The following is a 21,109-nucleotide window of genomic DNA, read 5'->3' as shown; positions in this document are numbered from 1 at the left end:
TCAGGCCTTCCGCGTTGCGCCGGTAGCCGTCGCGGATCGCGGGGTACGGGACGTGGCCGAGGGTGGGCAGTTTCGTTCCCGGTCCCATCGAGCCCAGTACCCAGCGCCGGCGGCCGGTCGAGGCGGTGGACGCGTCGGCGGCCTCGCGGGCGATGCGGGCGCCGGACTCGGACAGTTCGGTGATGCGGTCCGCGATCTCGTACTCGGCGAGTGCCGTGGCGTTCGCGCCGAAGGTGTTCGTCTCGATCAGGTCCACGCCCGCGTCCAGGTAGGCGCGGTGCACGGAGGCGACGATGTCGGGGCGGGTGGCGTTGAGGACCTCGTTGCAGCCCTCGAGGTTCTCGAAGTCCTCGAGCGTGGGGTCCTGTTCCTGGAGCATCGTGCCCATCGCGCCGTCGGCCACCACGACCCGGGTGGCGAGCGCTTCGCGGAGTGCGGCGGCCCGCAGCCGCTGCGGCGTGCTCATGCCGCACCCGCGAGGCGCGGTTCGGCGGTGCGGGCGGCCTCGCGGCCGTAGGTGGCGTCGATCCGGGCGATCAGCTCCGCCGGCAGGAGCTTGTACTCCTGTGTGCCCACCGACTCCAGGACGGTGGTGGCCAGGGCGCAGCCGAGCCGGGCGGCCTGTTCGTGGGGCCATTGCCAGGCGTGGCCGGCGAGGAATCCGGCGCGGAAGGCGTCGCCCGCGCCGGTGGGGTCGGCGATGGTGGCGGTGGGCACGGCCGGTACGGCCAGGCGGGGTTCGCCGCGGGCGGCCAGCGTCACTCCGTCCGCGCCCCGTGTGGTGATCCAGGTGCCGACCCTCTCGAGGAGGTCCTGTTCGTTCCAGCCGGTGCGGTCCTGCAGCAGTGCGGCCTCGTACTCGTTGGTGAACAGCCACCGTGCCCCCTCGACCAGGTGCCGGGCCTGTTCGCGGTCGAGGCGGGCCAGTTGCTGGGAGGGGTCGGCGGCGACGGGGATGCCGAGCCGGTGGGCGGTGGCGGTGTGCCGCAGCATGGCGTCGGGGTCGTCGGCGCCGACCAGGACGAGTCCGGGCCGGCCGGAGCGGGCGGTGATCGCGGCGAGGTCGATGCGGGGGGCCTCGGCCATGGCTCCGGCGTAGAAGGTGGCGATCTGGTTCTGGTCCGTGTCGGTGGTGCACACGAAGCGGGCGGTGTGCAGGGTCTCGCTGACCTTGACGCCGGAGGTGTCGACGCCGCCGGCCCGCAGCCAGGTGTCGTACTCGGCGAAGTCGATGCCCGCCGCGCCGATCAGCAGCGGCCGGTGGCCGAGCAGGCCGAGGCCGAAGGCGATGTTTGCGGCGACGCCGCCGCGGCGCACCTCGAGCCGGTCGGCGAGGAAGGACAGGGAGACCCGCTCCAGCTGTTCGGCGATCAGCTGTTCGGCGAACCGTCCGGGAAACACCATCAGGTGGTCGGTCGCTATCGATCCGGTCACGGCCACACGCACGGGAGCACTCCTTGGGCCTCGGCAAACCTCGGGGCGGGACGTTCGTGGCGACGGCAGGTTGCCGGCGGCTCGGTGGGCGGGTGAGGAGCGGGGAGCGACGGGACGGGGGGTGGCCGTCGCTCCCCGCCGGCTGGGGGCCGGCTCCGGGGTCTGCCGGGCGCCGGAAGCGGTCAGGCCGCGTCCACCGCCGCGCGCAGGGCCTTCGCGCGGTCGGTGCGTTCCCAGGTGAAGTCGGGCAGCTCGCGGCCGAAGTGGCCGTAGGCGGCGGTCTGGGCGTAGATCGGGCGCAGCAGGTCCAGGTCGCGGATGATCGCGCCCGGGCGCAGGTCGAAGACCGTGGTGACGGCGTCCTCGATCCGTTCCACGGGGACCGTGTTGGTGCCGAAGGTCTCGATGAACAGGCCGACCGGCTCGGCCTTGCCGATCGCGTAGGCGACCTGGACCTCGCAGCGCGAGGCGAGGCCCGCGGCGACGACGTTCTTGGCGACCCAGCGCATCGCGTACGCGGCGGAGCGGTCGACCTTGGAGGGGTCCTTGCCGGAGAAGGCGCCGCCGCCGTGCCGGGCCATGCCGCCGTACGTGTCGATGATGATCTTGCGGCCGGTGAGGCCGGCGTCGCCCATCGGGCCGCCGATCTCGAAGCGGCCGGTCGGGTTGACCAGCAGGCGGTAGTCGTCCGTCTCCAGCTTGATGCCGTCGTCGGCGAGCCGGGCGAGGACGTGTTCGACGACGTGTTCGCGGATGTCGGGGGTGAGCAGGGAGTCCAGGTCGATGTCGCCGGCGTGCTGCGAGGAGACCACGACGGTGTCCAGACGGACCGCCTTGTCGCCGTCGTACTCGATGGTGACCTGGGTCTTGCCGTCGGGCCGCAGGTAGGGGACGGTACCGTCCTTGCGGACCTGGGTGAGGCGCCGTGACAGGCGGTGGGCCAGCTCGATCGGCAGCGGCATCAGCGTGGGTGTCTCGTCGCAGGCGTATCCGAACATCAGGCCCTGGTCGCCCGCGCCCTGCCTGTCGAGCTCGTCGGCCTCGGAGCCGTCGACGCGCTTCTCGTAGGCCGTGTCGACGCCCTGCGCGATGTCCGGGGACTGCGCGCCGATGGACACCGAGACACCGCAGGAGGCTCCGTCGAAGCCCTTGGCCGACGAGTCGTAGCCGATGTCGAGGACCTTCTGCCGCACCAGGGTCGCCACATCGGCGTAGGCGTCGGTGGTCACCTCGCCGGCGATGTGCACCTGGCCGGTGGTGATGAGGGTCTCGACCGCGACGCGCGAGGCGGGATCCTGGCGCAGCAGCGCGTCGAGGATCGTGTCGCTGATCTGGTCGGCGATCTTGTCGGGGTGTCCTTCGGTCACGGATTCCGAGGTGAACAGACGGCGGGACATGGCTCTCCAGGGCTGTGGGTGGGCGGGCAGGTGGAGTCCGGGCTCGGCCGGTCACGCAATCTTCGTTGCGGACAGGATGGCCTGTACGGGGATGACGTCCGCCGGAATCTCGCTCGAGTCCTTGGTCAGCGCCGCGGTCACCTCGAACCCGGCCTCCTCCAGCCAGCTCTGGTAGGTCGACAGTTTCTGCGGGCCGCCCTGTCCCATGGCGGCGCCGAGGAAGAAGGCGGGGAAGAAGTCGACGTTGTAGTTGCCGGCCTCCTTGATGTCCTCGGGGTACACGGGGACGAGGATGTGCACCGTGCCGCCGGTGTTCAGCGAGGTGTGGACGCCCTTGAGGATGGTGAGGACGTCGGCCTTGTCGAACATGTCCAGGAAGTGTTTGATCAGGGCGACGTCGAAGCCTCGGGGGATCTCGTCGAAGACGTTGCCGCCGATGAAGGACAGGTGTTCCTGGAGGCCCTCGGCCTTGAAGTTGGCGAGTGCCTCGGTCTCCTTGTGCGCCAGGTCGAAGGTGGTGACCCTCAGGCCGGGGGACGCCTTGTGGCGGTAGGTGTGGATGGCGCCGAGGCCGGTGTTGCCGGCGACGTCGAGGACCTGGCTGCCCGGGGGGATGTCGACGTTGGCGAAGAACCACGGGTCGATGTTGGCGGTGACGGTGTTCATCAGGGTCAGCCAGGAGTCGTTGAGGTCCTGGTGGTCGTCGACCGCGTCGTACAGGGTGCCCTCGGCGCCGTAGAGCTCCTTCAGGCCGACGACCGTGCCGGTGCGGACGCTCTGGGTGAGGTAGAACAGCTGCCGCAGTGCCGTCACCTTGATGAGGTTCATGTAGGACAGGGCGCGCTTCAGATCGCTCTCGGCGACGTCGGCGAGGGCGTCGAGCCGGTATCCCCCGGTGGTCTCGTCCTGGGCGATGAAGCCCTCTTTGACCAGCAGGAACAGGAGCTGTTCCACGGCGTCGGGCCGGGCGGCGCCGACGGCCTCGGCGAGTTGCGCGGCGGTCAGGCCCGGGGTGGCCCGGAGCCTGTCGACGATGCCCAGCTCGAACACGGACACCAGGGTCATGAACCGCGAGGGCCCCACCATGTATTCGCGCAGCCGGGCGAGGGTGGCCTGTGTCGTCATTGCAGTGGTCCCCTTCGAAGACGGGTGAGCCGGGGAAGGTGCGCCGGCTCCGGCTAGGACGGCCGGCCGTCCGGCTGTCGGTTGAAGCGGTGGGTCAGTACGTTGCGCTGCACCTTCAAGGTGGCGGTGCGCGGCAGTTCGGCCTGGGGGATCTGGACGGGGGCGGCCAGCTGGGGGAAGTCGGCGGCGGCGGCCCGCCAGCGCTGCGGGTCCAGCGGTTCGTCGTCGACGGTGCAGATCACCGGGACCGGCTTCGATCCGGGGCCCTGGACCACGACCAGTTCGCTCAGTTCGTCGAGCCGGCTCAGCACGACGTCCTCGACCTCCAGGGAGCTGCGCACCCCGGGGATCATGTCGACCTCCCGGTCGAGCATGTGCAGACAGCCGAACCGGGTGCGGTATCCGACGTCCCCGGTGCGCCACCAGTCGCCGTCGCGGTTGGTGTCGTAGCGCTCCTGCTCGGCGAAGTACGTCTTGGCCAGCCCGTCCCAGGCGACCTCGATGAAGCCCGGGTTGCGCTCGGAGGGGGTGCTGCCGTCCCGGCTGACCACGCGGACCCTCGCGGCTCCCTTGGGCATGGCCCAGCCGACGCAGCGGCCGTTGGCCTTGTGGGCGGAGTTGCGGAAGTAGGCGCGGCCCACGGCCGGGCCGACCTCGCTCTGTCCGTAGATCTGGAAGAACAGGGCCCCGCGCCGTCCGGAGGCCTTCAGCAGCCGGCTCATCGTGCGCGGGTGGATCGCGTCGAAGGTGCTGCTGAAGACCTTCACCGACGCGAACGGGCGCCGTGTGTCGTCGGCGAGTTCCTCCCACTCCATCAGGGAGTTGGGCAGTGCCTCGACGAGGGCCGGCCGGTGGCGCAGGAACTGTTCCGCGACGACGGCGGGGTCCGGCTCCCGCAGGAGCAGGACCGGGAACTGCTTGGCGAGGGCCAGGGACATCGCCGCGACCATCCGGGAGTGCACGAAGGGGATGTGGATCGCGACGGTCTCCTTCCCGCGCATCAAGGAGAGCAGCCGCCACTGCGGTACGAGGCGCACGGCCTGGGTGCGGGGGGTGTGCACCACGAGCTTGGGTGTGCCGGTGGTGCCGGAGGTGTGGGTGATCACGGCGGCGGCGTCGAGGGGTCTGAGGACCGGCGCGACGCGCGGTGCGCCCGCGAGGCCGGCGAGCGGGAGGGCTCCGGGCCGTTCGCCGCTCGCGGTGATCACCCGTCGGGTGAGCTTCGTCAGCGGCACCTCGGCGAGGACGTCGAGCTTGGCGCCGTCGGTGAGCAGGGTGGGGCGGCCGACCCGCTCGAGGAGGACCGCGACGGTCGTGGCGTCCAGGGCCGGTGACAGGTTCACCACGACGGCGCCGATCCGTGACACCGCCGCGGCGAGCATCCAGTGGTCGGCGTTCGCGGTCTTGTAGAGCACGACGTGCTCGTCGGGCCGGACGCCGGCCGCCCACAGCCGTCCCGCCAGGTCGTCCACGTGGTCGGCGTAGCGGGCCACCGTCAGACGCCGTCCCGTGTCGGGGAAGACGTCCAGGTCGTGGTCGAGGGTGATCGGGGTCGACGGGTTCACCGCCGCGGCCATCGCCGGCAGCAGGCCGATGTGCAGGCCGCGCCGCTGTATCGAGGTGTAGAGCGTGGAGCCCTTCATCGTGGCCTCTCCCTTGCCGTCAGAAGGAGTAGGGGCCGAAGCGGCCCCAGGCCACGAAGCCGGCCACCGCGAGCAGGAACACGTTCACCACGATCGCCTGGGCCTCCTGGCGGCGCAGGTGCGTGACGGCGGCGCCGATCATCAGGAGCACCAGGCCGAGGGCGGCCAGCGGGACCAGGACCGGTGCGACGTCGAGGGCGCCGGGCAGGATCAGTCCCGCTCCGGCGAGCACCTCGAGGGCGCCGATGGCCTTGACGGGCCCGGAGCCGAAGTCGTCGACCCAGCCGAAGCCCGAGGCCGCCAGTTTCTCCGTGGGCTGGGCGATCTTCATGGCGCCGCCGGCCAGGCATGCTGCGCCCAGCACTGCCGCGACGATCCACAGTGCAGTGTTCACGAGAGTTCTCCTTGGGGGTTCGGGGGTGACGGCGGCGGGCGCGGGCGCCGTGCCCGCGTCCGCCGCCGTGCCGTGGCCGGCCGGTGCTCGGGCGGCCGGTGCTCAGGCGGCCGCGCGGCCGGCCTTGAGCGCGGCGGCCGTCTCGACGACGCGCCGGGCCTGGTGGCGGGCCGACTCCAGGGTGTCCTCGCCGGGTGCGCCCAGGGCGGCGACGTGCGAAGTCCCGTACGGGTTGCCCGTCTTGAACTGGACGGGGTCGGTGTAGCCGGGAGGCACGATGATCCCGCCCCAGTGGTAGAAGGTGTTGGACAGCGCGAGGATCGTCGACTCCTGGCCGCCGTGGGCGGTGTTGGAGGCGGTGAAGGCCGAGCACACCTTGCCCGCGAGCAGGCCCTGCGCCCACAGCGGGCCGGTCGTCTCCAGGAACGCCCGCAGCTGGCTGGCCGGGTTGCCGAAGCGGGTCGGCGTGCCGAGCAGGACGGCGTCGGCCCAGCCGAGGTCCTCCGGGGCCGCCTCGGTGATGTCGGCGCTGTCCTGGATGTGCCGGGCCCAGGCCGGATTGGCCTCGATGGCCTGTTGCGGGGCCAGTTCGCGGACCTTGCGCAGCCGCACGGTGGCGCCGGCCTTCTGGGCGCCCTCGGCGGCGGCCTGCGCCAGGGCGTGCACGCTGCCGGTCGCGCTGTAGTAGATGACGGCGACGTTCACAGGTTCCATGGTCGGTTTCCCTCTCTGGCCGGGTGCCGGTGCCGGCGTCATCGGTGGTCGGAGACCAGCAGGATGTTCTCCACCCGCGGCTGCCACTTGTAGTACGACTGGAGCTTGTGGTACTCGCCCTTGGGCGAGGAGGTGATGGCGTAGACGAACTGGCGGTCGTCGGTGCTGTAGGGCGCCTCGTCCAGGTAGTGCTCGATCTTGGGTTCGATGCGCACGGGCAGCGTCGTGGGATCCGGTGTCATGGCCGCGATGGTGATCCGTTCGACGTCCGGCGAGTCCCAGGTCAAGGTGGCGTAGATGCCGAACGCCTGCTCGCCCAGGCGCAGCAGGCGTTCGCTCGGCTCGGCCAGCCGCGCGTCGCGCAGGATCGAGCGGATGCCGTCGGCCCGGAAGGTCTCCTCGGGGGCCGCGCCGAAGTACAGGTTCACCGACCTGTTCGGGTAGTCGATGCCCACCAGGCTGACGCGGTCGGCCAGCCGGTGGCGGGTGAAGAAGTCGAGGTTGCCGGCCACGCTGGGCGGCAGCGACGCGAGGCGGACCAGGTCGGACAGTGACTGGAGGTCGTCGGTGGGGAAGAAGGACCAGGTCTTCTTGAAGCCGCCGACGACCCCGAAGTCGATTCCGCTGCTCGCGATGGGGAACGCGCGGTGCAGTTCCCCGAGCAGGCTCCCGACGGGATGGCCGGTCTTCTGGCTCAGTCCGTTTCGCAGGGCGACCGCGTACGGGTCCATGTCCTTGGGCAGCATGGTGAAGCGGCAGTCGAAGTCACCGGCGTTGCGCTCGCCGGTGGCCACCCGGAAGGCCACCACGGCCCGGGCGAGGGTGTCCTCGTAGGCGGTCAGGATCGGCCAGACCGTCTCGCGCGAGCAGGTCACGTCCACCAGCCGGGCGGATTCCTCGATGACCGAGTAGAGGCCTGCCAGCTCACTTTTGTTCGACATACATCCCCACGTTCGGTTGATGGGCGTGGTCGTGTCGGGCCGTGCGGATGGCTAGGCGTGGTCCGCGGTGCCGAACCAGCGCTCGAGGGCGGCCGTCAGGGCGGCCCGGTCGTCGCCGGCCCAGGCGATGTATCCGTCGGGGCGGACCAGCAGTGCGGCGGTCTTGTCGAAGGCCCCGCCGGCGGGCAGCGTGCCGGTGACGGTGGTGACCCGGTCCTTCCAGCCGGCCGCGGCGGCCCGCAGTTCGGCGGAGTCGGACAGGTCGAGCAGCACACCGCGTGCCGGGTGCAGCAGTTCGGGCGTGGTGACCGGGCCGCTCGCGGTGTCGAGCGTGCGTGCGGGCAGCCGGCGGCCGGTGAGCGGGTGGCCCTCGGGGTCGATGTCGTAGCGGATGTCGACGTGGCTGACCATTCCGGCCAGGTGGCGCTTGACCTCGTCGAGGGCGATCAGTTCGGCGTACAGGTCGCGCAGTCCCTGCGACTCGTCGCCGCCGAAGATGGCCATGGCCTGTGCCCGGGTGTTGGCCAGCAGCCGTGCGCCCACCGGGTGGCGCTCGCCGTGGTAGGTGTCCAGCAGGTCCTGGGGGGCCCGGCCGCGGACGGTGGCCGCGAGCTTCCAGCCCAGGTTGACCGCGTCCTGCACACCGGCGCTCATGCCCTGGCCGCCGACCGGCAGGTGGATGTGGGCGGCGTCGCCGGCGAGCAGCACGCGGCCCTTGCGGTACTCGGCCGCCTGGCGGGTGGCGTCGGTGAAGGAGCTGACCCACAGGGGCTTGCCGGCCGAGATGTCCTCGCCGGTCACGCGCAGCCACGCCTCGGCGACCTCCGCGTACTGCGGGGTCTCGTCGTGGTCGTCCACCGGGGCGTCGTACTCGGTCATGATGACGCGGTCGATGTCGCCGCCGGGGAAGACCTGCACCAGGCCGAGCGGGAGCCGCTCGCCGAAGGGGCGCGGGCGCACCCCGGAGCCGGCCACGTCGGCCAGGTGCATGACCTGGGTTCCGGTCGTGCCGGGGAAGTCGATGCCCGCGGCCTTGCGGACCGTGCTGTGGGCGCCGTCGGCGCCGACCACGTACAGGGCGCGCAGTTCCTCGCGTGTCCCGTCGGGGGCGGTCACGGTGACCGTGACGCCGTCCTCGTCCTGTGCCAGGGCGGTCACCTCGCGGCCGCGGCGGATGTCCGCGCCCAGTTCGCCGGCCCATGCCTCCAGGACGGCCTCCGACTGGGACTGCGGGATGCCGCGGGCGCCGAAGTTCGCGTCCTCCAGGACGGTGTAGTCGAAGGGGATGCCGCCGAAGTGTCCCATCGGCATGGTCTCGACGGTGCCGAAGCGGGGCAGCAGGCCCCGCTGTTCGAACGACTCCAGGGCGCGGGTGGTGAAGCCGAGGGCACGCGACTGGCCGGTCGGCTGTTCGAGGGCCTCGGTGACGATGACGTCCGCGCCGCCCAGGCGCAGCTCCCCGGCCAGCATCAGGCCGGTGGGGCCGCCCCCGACGACGATGACGTCGGTGTCCAACTTCCTGGCCATGTCAGTCCTTTCCTCGCGCGCGCCGACGCGTGGTCACGTTGTGGTGATGGGATGCGGTGTGCGGGCTTTGACGGTGTGCCGGGTGGGCCGGGGTGTGCGGGCCGCTCAGGCGGCCCCGGTGACCGCCGCGGCTTCGGTGCCGCGCGGTGCGGCCGGTGCGGTCCGCTTCCTGCCGCGGCTGAAGCGGCGCATGATCGGCATCTCGACGAAGCGGTACAGCAGCCAGCCGGCCAGCAGGTTCGCCAGGAAGAGCACCGCCAGCAGTCCCAGGGCGGGGAGCACGCCGTAGGTGTGGGCGCCCCACACCTTGGGGCGGCCGTAGAACATGACCACGCCCTGGGTGATGTAGAAGGCGAAGGAGACGTTGCCGAGGTAGACCATGGGCCGGCTGGCGAGCCAGCCGCCCTCGCCCCGCAGGTCGCGGGCGGCGGCGGCGCAGACGAGCACGGCGAACGGAACGATCGTGCCGGTGTAGAACTTGTAGGGGTAGGGCAGGGCGAACGAGAGCCAGTACCCGCCCGCGACGAGGAGTGCCGCGGCCGGCATGCCGATGCTGCGCGGCCACAGGCCCGCGGCGACGATCCGGGCCAGGACCATGCCGAGCAGGAACTCGAACAGGCGGGCGGGCGGGAAGCCGTAGCTGAACCAGAGCTGGTTCATCGACAGGTGGTACATCGGCACCTGGACGCCGCCGGAGACGAACGCCTGGGTCACCGCCGGCACGCCGACGACGCCGGCCGCCGCCGCGCCGGCCCACAGCCACAGCCTGCTCTCCTCGATCCGCCGCACCAGGACCAGGAGCAGCGGGAGCAGCGCGTAGGCGAACACCTCGACGCACAGCGACCAGGCCGGGAGGTTGACGCTGGAGATCACCTCGGGCTTGTTGCTCCAGGTGTGCAGCAGAAGGAGGTTCGGCAGCCAGGCGCGTGCCGGCTCGGAGGAGGCGAACAGCCACATCGCCACGGCGAAGACCACGATGTGGTTGGGGTAGACCTTCAGGACGCGCCGCCGCCAGATCGCCGGGGCCCGGTCCTTGGGGTTCGTCGACCAGGTCAGGACGAAGCCGCTGAGCACGAAGAAGAAGGACACCATGACGAATCCGGGCTCGAAGAAGTGAGCCAGGCCCTTCGCGAGGTCCTGATCGGCGAAGAAGCTGAGCGGTGCGTCCGGCCGGTTGGGGCCGGAGAGCATCGAGGCGTGGGCGAGGAAGACGAACACGGCCGCCAGCCAGCGCAGGCCGGTGAGCGAAGGCAGCGCGGCCGGGCGCTGTGGTGGACCGCCGGCGGTCGGTGCGGCGGTGGGGTCTGCCATGGGCTTACTGCCTTTCCATCACGTGTGCGATCGGCTGGGCGGCCGATGCGCGGTGAACTCACGGAAATACGCCGCGGGGCGTGCCGCGTGCGCGCCGGTGCACAGTGTTCGGGCATGTGCGTGGAATGTGGGGGGTGCGGGTCCCGCGCGGGGAAAGGGAATGTGCGGGGTGCGGGCCGCGTGCCGGGAAAAGGGTCCGGTCCCGGCTGCCGGAAAAGGCGGACTAGCCGACCAGATATCGCTGGATGGTGGGGGCGAGAAGCTCGACGAGTTCGTCCGCGGATGCCGAGGAGATCGGTTCGAGTTTGAGGATGTAGCGCAGGATGACCATTCCCCACACCTGTGCCTGCGCGGCGTTGATGTTCAGCGGCGGGACTTCGAGGATCTCGGCCACTTCGTTGATGTCGAGGGTCTGCGGCAGCCCGAGCGCTTTCCCCAGCTGGCTGAAGATCTGGGAGGACTGGGCGGACATGAAGGCGCGCATCTTCTCCGCGCCCGCCTCGTCGGTGATCGCGGCGGTCAGGTCCGCGAGGAGCTGCGGCCGGGCCTCGGGGTTCTCCCACTGCTTCAGGGAGGCCCTCAGCAGGCCCGCGGCCAGCTGTTCGCGCTGCCCGGAGATCGCCTCCGCGCCGGCCTTGCCCAGCGCGTCCCCGAGGGCGCCGAGGGCGGTCGGACCCGCCGCGTCCGTGGTGGTTTCAGGCATGATTTCCCTCCGATGGTCGGCAGGACTTTTCCGTGGACGACGAACCCCGGGACTGCAATCGTCGCTCATGTCCTCTAGAGCCCCGCTGGAGTTCGGCTGTTCCTTCGCATTACCCGGATCGCCGGTGGGCGGGGTTCACACTTCCTGCCCGGTGAGATTCCGCAGCAGTGTCCGCATCAGAGGCGAGACGCGGGTGTAGGGGCCGAGGTTCAGATAGGCGCCTTCGGGGGTCCATTTGCAGGCGGCGATGACGATGGGGTCTCCGCCGTAGGTGCGCCGGGCGCCGCGTACGAACTTCTCGGTCTCCGGTTCGACGGGCACCGGAAGTGCCGCGGGGTCCCAGCCGCGGACCGGGGCGGGGGCGTAGCAGATCCGTTTCACCTGTGCGGAGTCCCAGCCGAGGGTGACGTACACGCGGAACGATTTCCGGGCGAACTCGAGGAGTTCTCCGTCCGGGCGGGGCAGGCCGAGTTCGCGCTGCAACGACAGGATGTTCTCCGCCGTGCCGAATTGTTCGGGCAGCTGGGCGAAGTACAGGTTGACCGTCCGGCGCCGGTAGTCGATCCCGATCATCGCGGCCTGGTGCAGGTGGTGGCGTGCGAAGAGTCCGGCGTTCTCGGCCACGGCGCGGGGCATGGACTCGACGGCGGCGAGCTGCTCGACGGTGAGCGGGGTGAACGGGAAGTGCGCGTAGATCTTGCTGAAGCCCGAGACCACCCCGCCGTCGATGAAGTACTCGCTGACGGGCACCTGCTGCTGGATGTCCGGGAGCAGGGCGGCCGCCGGGTGGTCCGTGCGGGTGACGAAGCCGTGCTCCACGGCGGTGGTGTAGGGGTCGGGTCCGTGGGTGGGCACGGTGATGGTGTAGTCGAGTTCGGAGACGGGGTGTTCGTTCGTCGACACGCTCAGCACGATCCCGGCGTCGGCGAGGGTGTCCCCGTACGCGGTCAGGATCGGCACGATCCCCTCGCGTGAACAGGGCACCCCGGCCAGCCGGGCCGAGTCCTCGATGGCCGAGTAGACGTCCTCGACCACGGCGGTGTGGGACATGGGTCCTCCAGTTGGCTGTCGGTTCCCGCCCGGGGCGGTGACAAGGGCCGTGCCGCTAGCGGGCGACGGCCAGGGTGGCGGGCGGTGCGGAGTGGAAGGAGACGTCCCCGAAGCCGGCCTTGAGCAGCCAGTCGCGGTACTCGGTGCGCCGCCAGGTCCCGCCCTGGTTGGACTTGAGCAGCATCTCGGAGGCGAACAGCAGCGGGAACGCCGGGCCGCTGCGGTCGTCGTCGACGACGTAGTCGCAGACCACGAGGGCCCCGCCGGGCTTGAGGGCCCGGCGCAGCCGCGTGAAGACCTCGGTGTTCTGCTCGGGGCTCTCCTGGTGGGCGATGTGGGAGTAGAGCGCGACGTCGTAGAGCCCTTCGCCGAAGTCGGTGGTGTGGAAGTCGCCGTCGACGCAGGTGAACCGGTCGGCCAGGCCCCGTTCCTCGAGGAGCCGGCGGGCGATGTTGTTGATGGGCTCCCAGTCGAGCTGGGTGGAGCGGGCCCGCGGGTTGGCCTCCAGCCACAGGGCCGAGTAGATGCCCGAGCCGCCGCCCACGTCGAGGATCGACACCTCCCCCGCCTCGGGCAGTCCCAGCACCTGTGCGGCGAGCGTCGCCGCGGGGACCGACTGCGCGGCGATGGCCGGGACGACCAGCTCCCAGTGCGGGTTGTCGGCGACCTCCGTGGTCGGGTCCGTCACCGGCCCGCCGGTGCGGACCACTTCGGGCAGGGCGGCCAGGCCGCCCATGTGGGTCAGTTTCAGCCGGGCGAAGCCGCTCAGGCACGCGGGCTTGCCCTCGACCAGGTAGGCGGAGGCCTCCGCGGTGTTGCGGTACCTGCCCTCGCGCAGTTCGACCAGGCCCACGCTGACGAGCCCGTCCAGGAGCGTGCCCGCCCCCCGTTCGGAGATCTTTGCGCGGGCGGCGAGCAGGCCGGGGGTGTCGGCGCCGTTCTCGAGATGGGTGAACACCGCGTGGCCGGCGGCGGCACCGACGATGCCGGTGGCCCAGTAGCCGTTGATGAGCTGGAGGACGGTGTCGGGGGTCGGCTGGTGATTGGTCATGCTGCCCTTCCTGGGGCCCGGGTGGAGGCGGAGTTGGCCCGCAGTGCCGTGCGCAGCGCGGTCACGACCCGCTCGGTCTGGTGCGCGGTGAGTTCGGCGTGCATGGGGATGGCGAGGCCGCGCCGGAAGAGGTCCGCGGAGACGGGGCACGTCTGCCGGGAGTCGAACACGGGCTGCAGGTGGCTCGCCCAGGTCCCGTGCCCGCAGCCGATGCCCTGCGCGCGCAGGTCGGTGGCGACCCCGGCGCGGTCCACGCCCGCGTCCAGCGTCACCACGTAGGACTGCCAGGCGTGGGTGCGGTCCGCGGGCACCTGTGGTGTCGTCAGGAGCTCCTCGTCGGCGAGGAGTTCGGTGTACCGCGCCGCCACGGCGCTGCGGCGCTCCAGCAGTTCGCCGATCCGGTCGAGCTGGACCTGCAGGATCGCCGCGGCGATGTCGGACAGTTTGAAGTTGTAGCCGATCTCGGTGAACCGCGGGATCGGCAGTCCGACGACCTGTGCCTGGTCGAAGATGCTGCCGATGCCGAAGGACGAGCGCAGCCGGGCGTCCGCCGCGATCGCCGGGTCGGTGGCGATCAGGGCGCCGCCCTCGCCGCTGGTGGCTCCCTTGCGTCCGTGGAAGGACAGGCAGGCGACCTCGGCCAGGGTGCCCGCCTCGCGGCCCTGGTACGTCGCGCCCACCGCGCAGGCGGCGTCCTCGACGAGGAACAGTCCGTGGCGGTCCGCGATCGCCTGAAGGTCCGTGTAGTCGGCGGGCAGGCCGACGGTGTCGACGGCGATGATGCCGACGGTGCGCGGGCCGACCAGGGCGGCGACCGCCTGCGGGTCCACGGTGCCGGTGTCGGCTCGGACGTCGGCGAACACCGGGGTGGCGCCGACGTAGCGCACCGCGTGGGCGGGGGCCGGGAAGGTGTAGTCGGCGACGATCACCTCGTCGCCCGGCTCGACGCCGAACGCGAGCATGGCGAGGTGGAGGGCGGCGCCGCAGTTGCTGACCGCGACCGCCCCGCCCGCCCGGTAGCGCTCCTTCAGCCGGGCCTCGAGCGCCTTGCCCCTGGGGCCCTGGCCGGCCGGCCAGCCCGAGGCGAACACCTCGGCGACGGCCGCCAGTTCCCGCTCTCCCAGGCTCGCGTGAACCAGGGGTATCTCCTCGGTCATGTTCACGTCTCCGCATTCGTACGTGCCGCTGTGGGCGGGGCGTCGTCGGGCGCCGGCGGTTCGAAGCGCATCGGTGTGATCTGGCGGACGTCGTAGCGCCGGCGCATCTCCTGCACGGCCTCGGGGTCCACCGCCTCGCCCGTCGACCAGATCTCCGCGATCTCCTCGAAGTAGTGCTCGTGCTCGGGAGAGGGGTAGCTCTGGAACAGCATGGTCGTCGGCCTGTCGGTGGGGTTCCTGAACGCGTGCGGCGTTCCCGGCGGGACGAACATGCAGCCGCCCGCCCCGACCCGGACCGCCCGCTCCCCGTCGGGCGACTCCCAGTGGTGCCAGGTGTCGTGCGTGCGCTGCCTCGGCTCGAAGCACAGGATCTCCAGCTCGCCCTCGAGGACGTAGAAGAACTCCTGCGACCGGCTGTGGACGTGCGCGCCGACGTCGAACCCGGGCGGGACGACCACTTCGAAGACGGATATCGAGGAGCCCTGCTCCTTGGTCGCCTTGAAGGTCACTTCCTGCGCCTTGGTCACCAGTTTGCGGCCCTGTCCGGCGGGAGTGATGAGGTTGCTCATGCCATTCGCTTCCTTGTGTCCGTAGGGAATCCCGCGCGGGCTCAGTCGATGAGCTGCGGCGTGTCCACGGCCCAGCGGCCCAGTGCCATCTCCGCGGTGATGCCGGGGCCGAAGCCCGCGATCAGACCGGTGGCGTCGGGGGCGGGGGCGGCCTCCTCGAACAGCCTGCGCGCGGCGTCCAGGACGACGGCGCTGGCGATGTTGCCGTACTCGCTCAGCGTGGCCCAGCTGTGCCGGAACACCTTGCGGTCGACCTCGAGGAACTTGGCGAGGTCGTCCAGGATCCGCGGACCGCCCGCGTGCACGATGTAGAAGTCGAGGTTGCCGGCGTCCCAGCTGTGGTCCTTGGCGAACTCGCGCAGCACCGGGGCCAGCGGCTCCATCGTCCCCGGCACCCGGCGGTCCAGCTGGAAGTGGAAGCCGGTGTCGCGCACGGCGTAGGAGATCCAGTCCTCGGTGTTGGGGATGAGGTAGGAGGCGTTGCGCTCCAGTTCGATGCCGACACCGCCGGCGCCGCGCACCACGGCGGCCGCGACCGCGTCGCCGAACAGGCCGTCGGACAGCAGGGATCCGATGTCGTCCGCGTCGGGCTGGTAGCACAGCGAGCACAGTTCGCACGACACGATCAGGACGTTGCTGCCCGGGTGGGCCGCGCAGAAGTCCTGCGCGCGGTTGATGGCCGCGCCGCCCGCCGCGCAGCCCAGCTGGGCGATGGGGATCTGCCGGGTGTCGAAGCGCAGTCCGAGATTGTTGATGAGCCAGGCGGTCAGCGAGGGCATGGAGAAGCCCGTGCACGACACGTAGATGATGGCGTCGATGTCACGTGCCGTCACATCGGCGTTGCGCAGGGCCTGTTCGACGACCTCGGGGCACCGCTTCTTGGACTCGAGCTCGTAGATACGGTTGCGTTCGGTCAGGCCCGGGTGGCGCAGCGTCGCCTCGATGGGCTGGACGATGTGGCGCTTCTGGACACCCGTGTTCCGGATCAGCCGCAGCGCGAGGGGCAGTTGCGGCTTTCCACCATGGACTCTTTCGGCGAACGCCAGAGTCTCTTCCAGTGTGATGACGTTTTCCGGCGTACTCACCGCGGGCCTGCATAGCCTTGGCATACCTGGGGTCCACTTTCTCTAGAGTCTGCTTTCCGTGCGTACGTGAGCGATCCGCGCACGGGTGCGGAAGCCGACCTGGCCGGTACGGCGGACGGGCGTGGTGTCGCCGGCCCCGTGCGGGGGCGTCGGCGCATGCGAAAGCCCCCCGCCGCGCGGAGGAACGCGGACGGCGGCGGGGCGGGCGAGGAAAGGGTGGATCGCGAGGGGATCGCGGGGAGAAGGGTGCCGCAGCGGGCACGGAAGCGGTCTGATCGGACGACGTGTCCGGACCGTCAGGTGAAGTGCCTCATCGCCTGCCGCTCGTCAACTTTCGGGCAGGGGTGGCGTGTTGAGATAGTGACATGTCTGTCGCCGCCCCGCCAAGAGCGGACGGAAGTGACGTGGGTCACGTTGCCCCGTGCGCGGCCGCCGTCACCGGCCGGGCCTCGGGTCCCGCGGCGGCGAGGCGGGCGCCGGGACGGCAGGAGCCGCCTGCCGCGGCCGCGCTCGTCCCGGCGGCGGCCGCCGGTGGAGTCCGGGTCCTGGACGGCGACGGCCGTAGCGCCGCCGCGGCGGGCGGGGCGGCGGCCGGATCTGCGCATGCCGGGTCCGCGCGTCCGGTGCGCGCCGGGCCGCCGCGCCGGCAGAAGGAGCGGCGGGCTCACCGGCGGCGGCCGTGCACGTGCGGGTGCCGGGTGTCGGGTGCCGGGTGTCAGGCCGGCGGGTGGCCGTCGTCCGTGCCGATGCCGCCCCTCCCCCGCGCCGCCCCTCCCCCGCGCCGGGCCTTGGCGTCCGGCCCGCCTCGTCGAGGCGGTGGCCCGGCCGGGACCCGCGGTCCGGGGCCCGCATGCGCCCCGGCGCGGCACCGGCCGCTCACGCACGCCCGCGCGAGCGCCCGTACGCGGCCGGGCGGCAGCGTCCGACGGCCCCGGCCGGGCCGGTACGGGAGGCGGAGCGCCGGGCGGGGTGAGGGGCGGGGCGCACGGGCCAGGGCGCGGGCGAGGCGAGGGGCGGGCAGGGTGCGGGCGCGGGACGCACGGACAGGGTGCGCGCGGGACGCACGGGCAGGGTGCGGGCGAGGTGAGGGGCGGCTCCGGTGCGTACCGCAGGAAAAGAAAAAGGGGGCGGCACGGGTGGCCGTCCCCTGCTCACCCGTGCCGCCCTGCCCCGCTCGCCCGCGGAGCGGGTACCGCGTGCGCGACCCGCTCGTAGAGCCACCGGCGCAACCGGTGGCCCGGCAACAGCCGGTACGGCGGTCGCCGCGCGACGGAGAAGACCCTAGGGAGCACGGTGCGCCCCGGCAACGCCGCTCGAGGCGGTGCCCGGCCGGGGCTCGACCGCCTGTCGAGCGCCGGGCGAGCGGTCGGCGAGCGCCCGGTCGACCAGCGGGCCCGCGACGCCGGTGTACGCGGCGGGATCGAGCAGGGCCGCCGCCGCCTCGCGGCTCAGCACGCCCTTCAGCCGCGGGAGTTCGGCCAGTACCTCGGCCAGGGGCCGGCCGGATGCGGCCGCGCCGAGCGAGGCCTCGGTGAGCAGCGCCCTGGCGGCCTCCTTGCCCAGGCGCGGCGCCAGGACGGCGGCGACCCGTTCGGAGACGAGCTGTCCCCCGGTCGCCTCCAGGTTGGCGCGCATCCGGCCGGGGTGGACGGTCAGTCCGCGGGCGAGTTCGACGGCCGTGTGCGCGGCGCCGCCGGTGAGCCGCAGGCATTCGCGCAGCGGCTGCCACTCGGCGTGCCACACCCCGGCCGAGCGTTCGTCCTCGGCGCTCAGGCACTGGTGCAGCACGGCGGCCAGGGCGGGGACCTGGAGGGCGGCCGAGCGGATCAGGGTGGCGAGCACGGGGTTGCGTTTGTGCGGCATCGCCGAGGAGGCGCCCCGTCCCGCCACGGCGGGCTCGGCGGCCTCGGCGACCTCGGTGCGTACGAGCACCAGCACGTCCGCGGCGATCTTGCCGAGGGCGCCGGCCGTGTGCGCGAGCCCGGCCGCCAGGTCGGCGATCGGGGTGCGCAGGGCGTGCCAGGGCAGTACGGGCCGGGCCAGGCCGGTCTCGGCGGCGAAGGCGGCGCCGAGTTCCTCGAGGACGGCGGCGGGATCGGCGTCCTCGCCCGCGTGGCTCAGGTAGCCGGCCAGTGTTCCCGCGGCGCCGCCGAGCGCCACCGGAAGCCCGTCGCGGGCGGTGCGTTCCAGGCGCTCGGCCGCGTCCAGGAGCAGCTCGCGCCAGCCGGCCGCCTTGAGCCCGAACGTGGTGGGCACGGCGTGCAGGGCCAGGGTGCGGCCCGCCATCACCGTGTCCCGGTGGGCGGCGGCGAGGTCCCCGAGAAAGGCGGCCGCCTCCCGCAGGTCGGCGACGATCAGGCGCAGTGTCCGTGCGGCCACCAGCATGGCGCCGGTGTCGAAGACGTCCTGGCTGGTCGAGCCGCGGTGCACGAACTCCGCGGCCTGCGGGGAGCGTTCGGCGACCACCGCGGTCAGGGCCTTGACCAGTGCCACGACCGGGTTGGCGGTCTCCCGCGCGGCCAGCGCCAGCTGCCGTACGTCCAGCAGTTCGGCGCGTGCCGCGGCCGTGATGGCCCGGGCCGCGGCGGCGGGCACCGTGCCGCAGCGGGCCTGGGCCCGGGCCAGGCCCGCCTCCGCGTCGAGCATCGCCTGCAGCCAGGCTCCGTCGCCCACGGCGGCCTCGGCGGGGGTGCCCGCCCTGACCGGTGAGAGCAGCCCGGCGTCCAGGTGGGCGGGGAAGGGGGTCATCTGCTCGCCTTCGCGTTCGGGGACGGGGGTGCGGTGGAGGCGGGCGGGGCCGTTCGCCTCGGGCCCGGCGGTGGGGGCACGAAGGGGAGGCCGGGCAGGGCGAGGACCGCCGCGGCGATGGCGTCGGAGTCCTCGAGGGTGACGGAGCCGACGCCGGGTCTGATGCCGGCCGCGGTGACCCAGTGCACGGACTCGGTGGGCACCCCGTAGGCGAAGCGCCGTGGATGCGGTGTGCCCTGGGCGTCGATGAGGTGGAAGGGCCGCTCGGTCACCGCGAGGCCGCCGGTCTCGTACGCGGTGCCGTCCGCGCCGGGGATGCGGTGGGCACGGCATTGCCCGGTGCGCAGCAGCTGGCCCATCAGCGGGTCCGCGGTGCGCCGCAGGTCGATCTCGGGCAGCCGGGCCTCGATGAGCGCCGTGGCCCGCACCCGTACGTCCCCGATCGCGCTCGAGGTGGCGGTGAAGCAGGGGCCGAGCGGGTCGTGGGCGTCGGCCGTGACGCGCAGGCCCGGTCCGGTCACGTCCAGGACGCCCGCCTCGATGAGCGCGGCCATCTCCTCGATGCGGGAGGCCGGGGGGCCGATGGACAGGTAGGCGTTGAGCGGTGTGTACCAGTGGTCGAGGTCGTCGCGGTGGGAGGCGGCGGTGAGCCCGGCGTGGTCGACGGCGAGCCGCAGCTCGTTGCGCAGGTCGCGCAGGACGTCGAGGGCGGCCTTGACCGGTCCCTCGACGTTGCCCTGGCGGGCCAGGCGGACGTCGTCGTCGAGGTGGCCGCGCAGCCAGTCGCGGAAGGCGGCCCGGTCGCGCAGGACGTGGGGGCCGTACGGGCGGGCGAGGTGTTCCCAGTCCCAGCGTCCGGCGGGCTCGATCCCGGTGGCGTCCAGGAGCCGGTCCTCGGCCGCGCCCGGTTCGGCGTGCAGGTAGTTCTCGGTGAACTCCTCCACGGTTGCGGGGAGTTCACCGCGTGCCGTGAGCAGGGTCGCGTAGTAGACGCCGCACACCTCCTTGGAGATGAGCGGCCACAGGTCGGCGGCGAAGTCGATGGCGCCCCGGTGCGGCTGTCCGGCGCGCAGCCGGGTGATGTATCCGGCGGTCAGCAGCCGGGGACGGTGGCGGCCGTGGGCGCCCTTCTGGTTCTCGCCGCGCGCCTGGTAGGGCACGCCGCGCCGGGATCCGGCGTGCAGGCGCGGTTCGCGGCCCGAGGGCCGGTAGACGAGCCGGCCCCCGGCCCGGGTGAAGACGCCGCCGCGGCCGTGGGTGAACAGGGCCAGGTAGTCGAAGAAGTTGAGCCCGAGCCCGCGTACCAGCACGTCCTCGCCGGGCCCGATGTCCGTCAGGTCGACATCGGCCGGGTTGGCCGGCGGCAGGTAGGTCAGCCGGTGCCGGGCGGCGAACCGCGTCAGTTCCCGTTCGGTCTCGGTGGGTCGTGCCTGCACATGGCCCTGGGCGAGGACGACCGCGTCCAGGCCGGTCAGCCGGGTGCCGTTCTCGAGCACGACGGTCTGCGGCCGTGGTGCCCCGGTGCCGCCGTCCTCCAGGGCGATCGCCCGCAGCGGGTGCGGCTGCACCGTCACGTGCGCCGGGGCGTTGGCGACCACCTGCCGGAACACCCAGGCCAGGTAGCAGCCGTAGAGCGCGCGGGTGGGGTAGCCGTCGGGCTCCAGGCGGTGCGCCTCGGCGAGGATCTCCGTGTCGTGGGCGGCCTCGGAGCCGGGCTCGAGGGTCCTTGCCTCCAGTGCCTTGGCCCACTGGTACAGGCTCGGCCCCTCGGCCAGCGGCCCCTCGATGCGCACACTGGCGTCGGTGTAGACGGTGACCTGCGACGAGACGGTGTTCATCAGCAGGTGGCGGGACTGCGTGGGCCGCCACACCCGTCCCGGGCCGGGCGGGCCGGGGTCGACGACGTGCACCGTGACCGCGGCCCGGCGGGGGGACTTGCGCTCCTGTGCGCAGAGCCGTTCCAGTACGGACAGGCCCCGGGGGCCGGCGCCGACCAGGCACACCTGAAGTCGTGGGGCCGGATCGTGCGGGGCCGGCGGTGCGGCCGCCGGCAAGGGCTGTCCTGCGGTGCGTGCGATGCCGGGCGGGGTTTCTCCTCCGTGCGTTCCAGACACAGCGCCTCCTTGTCGCCGTAAGCGTCGGCACGGGCGCTCGATCAGGGCTCGGATTCCGCTGGAAGTCGGCTCGAGGGAATTCGCCGAGCGATTCCCGAACGAGGCTTGAGAGGGACTCCACCGCCCGTCCGTACGTTCTCATCGGA

18 protein-coding genes are annotated in these 21,109 nt (G+C 72.3%); all 18 read right to left on the bottom strand.

The window, feature by feature from the left end; all coding sequences use genetic code 11:
* Positions 1 to 466, bottom strand: a 466-nt coding sequence (locus CW362_RS30805) for a homocysteine S-methyltransferase family protein (protein ID WP_206301097.1), incomplete at its 3' end; no start/stop codon positions are given.
* A complete protein-coding gene (locus CW362_RS30800; protein ID WP_103552891.1) occupies positions 463 to 1,446 on the bottom strand; it encodes a carbohydrate kinase family protein in 984 nt (327 codons plus the stop codon). The genes CW362_RS30805 and CW362_RS30800, both read right to left, overlap by 4 nt.
* Positions 1,447 to 1,616: 170 nt before the next feature.
* Positions 1,617 to 2,831: a methionine adenosyltransferase gene (metK, locus tag CW362_RS30795; RefSeq protein WP_103552890.1), complete on the bottom strand. Its 1,215-nt coding sequence runs from the start codon at positions 2,829 to 2,831 to the stop codon at positions 1,617 to 1,619.
* 51 nt (positions 2,832 to 2,882) lie between these two features.
* Positions 2,883 to 3,956, bottom strand: coding sequence for an acetylserotonin O-methyltransferase (locus CW362_RS30790; protein ID WP_240658121.1), 1,074 nt, complete (start codon positions 3,954 to 3,956; stop codon positions 2,883 to 2,885).
* 53 nt (positions 3,957 to 4,009) lie between these two features.
* Positions 4,010 to 5,599 carry a class I adenylate-forming enzyme family protein gene (locus tag CW362_RS30785; RefSeq protein WP_103552889.1) on the bottom strand — a complete coding sequence of 530 codons (1,590 nt, stop codon included), beginning with the start codon at positions 5,597 to 5,599 and terminating at the stop codon, positions 4,010 to 4,012.
* Positions 5,600 to 5,618: 19 nt separating this feature from the next.
* Complete coding sequence (locus tag CW362_RS30780; protein WP_103552888.1) at positions 5,619 to 5,993, bottom strand: DoxX family protein; 375 nt, start codon at positions 5,991 to 5,993, stop codon at positions 5,619 to 5,621.
* A gap of 102 nt (positions 5,994 to 6,095) precedes the next feature.
* The gene (gene wrbA, locus CW362_RS30775) at positions 6,096 to 6,707 is read right to left on the bottom strand and encodes an NAD(P)H:quinone oxidoreductase (protein ID WP_103552887.1); all 612 of its coding nucleotides are present in this window, start codon (positions 6,705 to 6,707) and stop codon (positions 6,096 to 6,098) included.
* A 38-nt stretch (positions 6,708 to 6,745) separates the two neighbouring features.
* Positions 6,746 to 7,648 (bottom strand): aromatic prenyltransferase, encoded by a 903-nt coding sequence (locus CW362_RS30770; RefSeq protein ID WP_103552886.1) that lies wholly within the window; start codon positions 7,646 to 7,648, stop codon positions 6,746 to 6,748.
* 51 nt (positions 7,649 to 7,699) lie between these two features.
* Positions 7,700 to 9,175, bottom strand: a complete 1,476-nt coding sequence (locus CW362_RS30765) for an FAD-dependent monooxygenase (RefSeq protein ID WP_206301096.1) — start codon at positions 9,173 to 9,175, stop codon at positions 7,700 to 7,702.
* 105 nt (positions 9,176 to 9,280) lie between these two features.
* Positions 9,281 to 10,486: an acyltransferase family protein gene (locus CW362_RS30760; protein WP_103552885.1), complete on the bottom strand. Its 1,206-nt coding sequence runs from the start codon at positions 10,484 to 10,486 to the stop codon at positions 9,281 to 9,283.
* A 223-nt stretch (positions 10,487 to 10,709) separates the two neighbouring features.
* Positions 10,710 to 11,189 (bottom strand): TetR/AcrR family transcriptional regulator, encoded by a 480-nt coding sequence (locus tag CW362_RS30755; RefSeq protein ID WP_103552884.1) that lies wholly within the window; start codon positions 11,187 to 11,189, stop codon positions 10,710 to 10,712.
* Between the two features lie 135 nt (positions 11,190 to 11,324).
* Positions 11,325 to 12,239: an aromatic prenyltransferase gene (locus CW362_RS30750; RefSeq protein WP_103552883.1), complete on the bottom strand. Its 915-nt coding sequence runs from the start codon at positions 12,237 to 12,239 to the stop codon at positions 11,325 to 11,327.
* A 55-nt stretch (positions 12,240 to 12,294) separates the two neighbouring features.
* Positions 12,295 to 13,290 (bottom strand): class I SAM-dependent methyltransferase, encoded by a 996-nt coding sequence (locus tag CW362_RS30745; RefSeq protein ID WP_103552882.1) that lies wholly within the window; start codon positions 13,288 to 13,290, stop codon positions 12,295 to 12,297.
* Positions 13,287 to 14,447 carry a DegT/DnrJ/EryC1/StrS family aminotransferase gene (locus CW362_RS30740; RefSeq protein ID WP_103552881.1) on the bottom strand — a complete coding sequence of 387 codons (1,161 nt, stop codon included), beginning with the start codon at positions 14,445 to 14,447 and terminating at the stop codon, positions 13,287 to 13,289. Before CW362_RS30740 ends, CW362_RS30745 begins: the two co-directional genes overlap by 4 nt.
* Positions 14,448 to 14,449: 2 nt before the next feature.
* The gene (locus CW362_RS30735) at positions 14,450 to 15,016 is read right to left on the bottom strand and encodes a cupin domain-containing protein (RefSeq protein WP_103552880.1); all 567 of its coding nucleotides are present in this window, start codon (positions 15,014 to 15,016) and stop codon (positions 14,450 to 14,452) included.
* Between the two features lie 41 nt (positions 15,017 to 15,057).
* Positions 15,058 to 16,125, bottom strand: a complete 1,068-nt coding sequence (locus CW362_RS30730) for a type III polyketide synthase (protein WP_206301095.1) — start codon at positions 16,123 to 16,125, stop codon at positions 15,058 to 15,060.
* A gap of 1,257 nt (positions 16,126 to 17,382) precedes the next feature.
* On the bottom strand, positions 17,383 to 18,849 hold the full coding sequence (locus tag CW362_RS30725) for a nitrosuccinate lyase (RefSeq protein ID WP_103552879.1): 1,467 nt from the start codon (positions 18,847 to 18,849) through the stop codon (positions 17,383 to 17,385).
* Positions 18,846 to 20,903, bottom strand: coding sequence for an FAD/NAD(P)-binding protein (locus CW362_RS30720; protein ID WP_103552878.1), 2,058 nt, complete (start codon positions 20,901 to 20,903; stop codon positions 18,846 to 18,848). Before CW362_RS30720 ends, CW362_RS30725 begins: the two co-directional genes overlap by 4 nt.
* Between the last annotated feature and the right edge of the window lie 206 nt (positions 20,904 to 21,109).

The sequence above is a fragment of the Streptomyces populi genome (genome assembly GCF_002911015.1).
Taxonomy (GTDB): Bacteria; Actinomycetota; Actinomycetes; order Streptomycetales; family Streptomycetaceae; genus Streptomyces; species Streptomyces populi.
The sequence above is the reverse complement of the archived record's forward strand: the minus strand, read 5'-3'. Positions and strand labels throughout refer to the sequence as shown.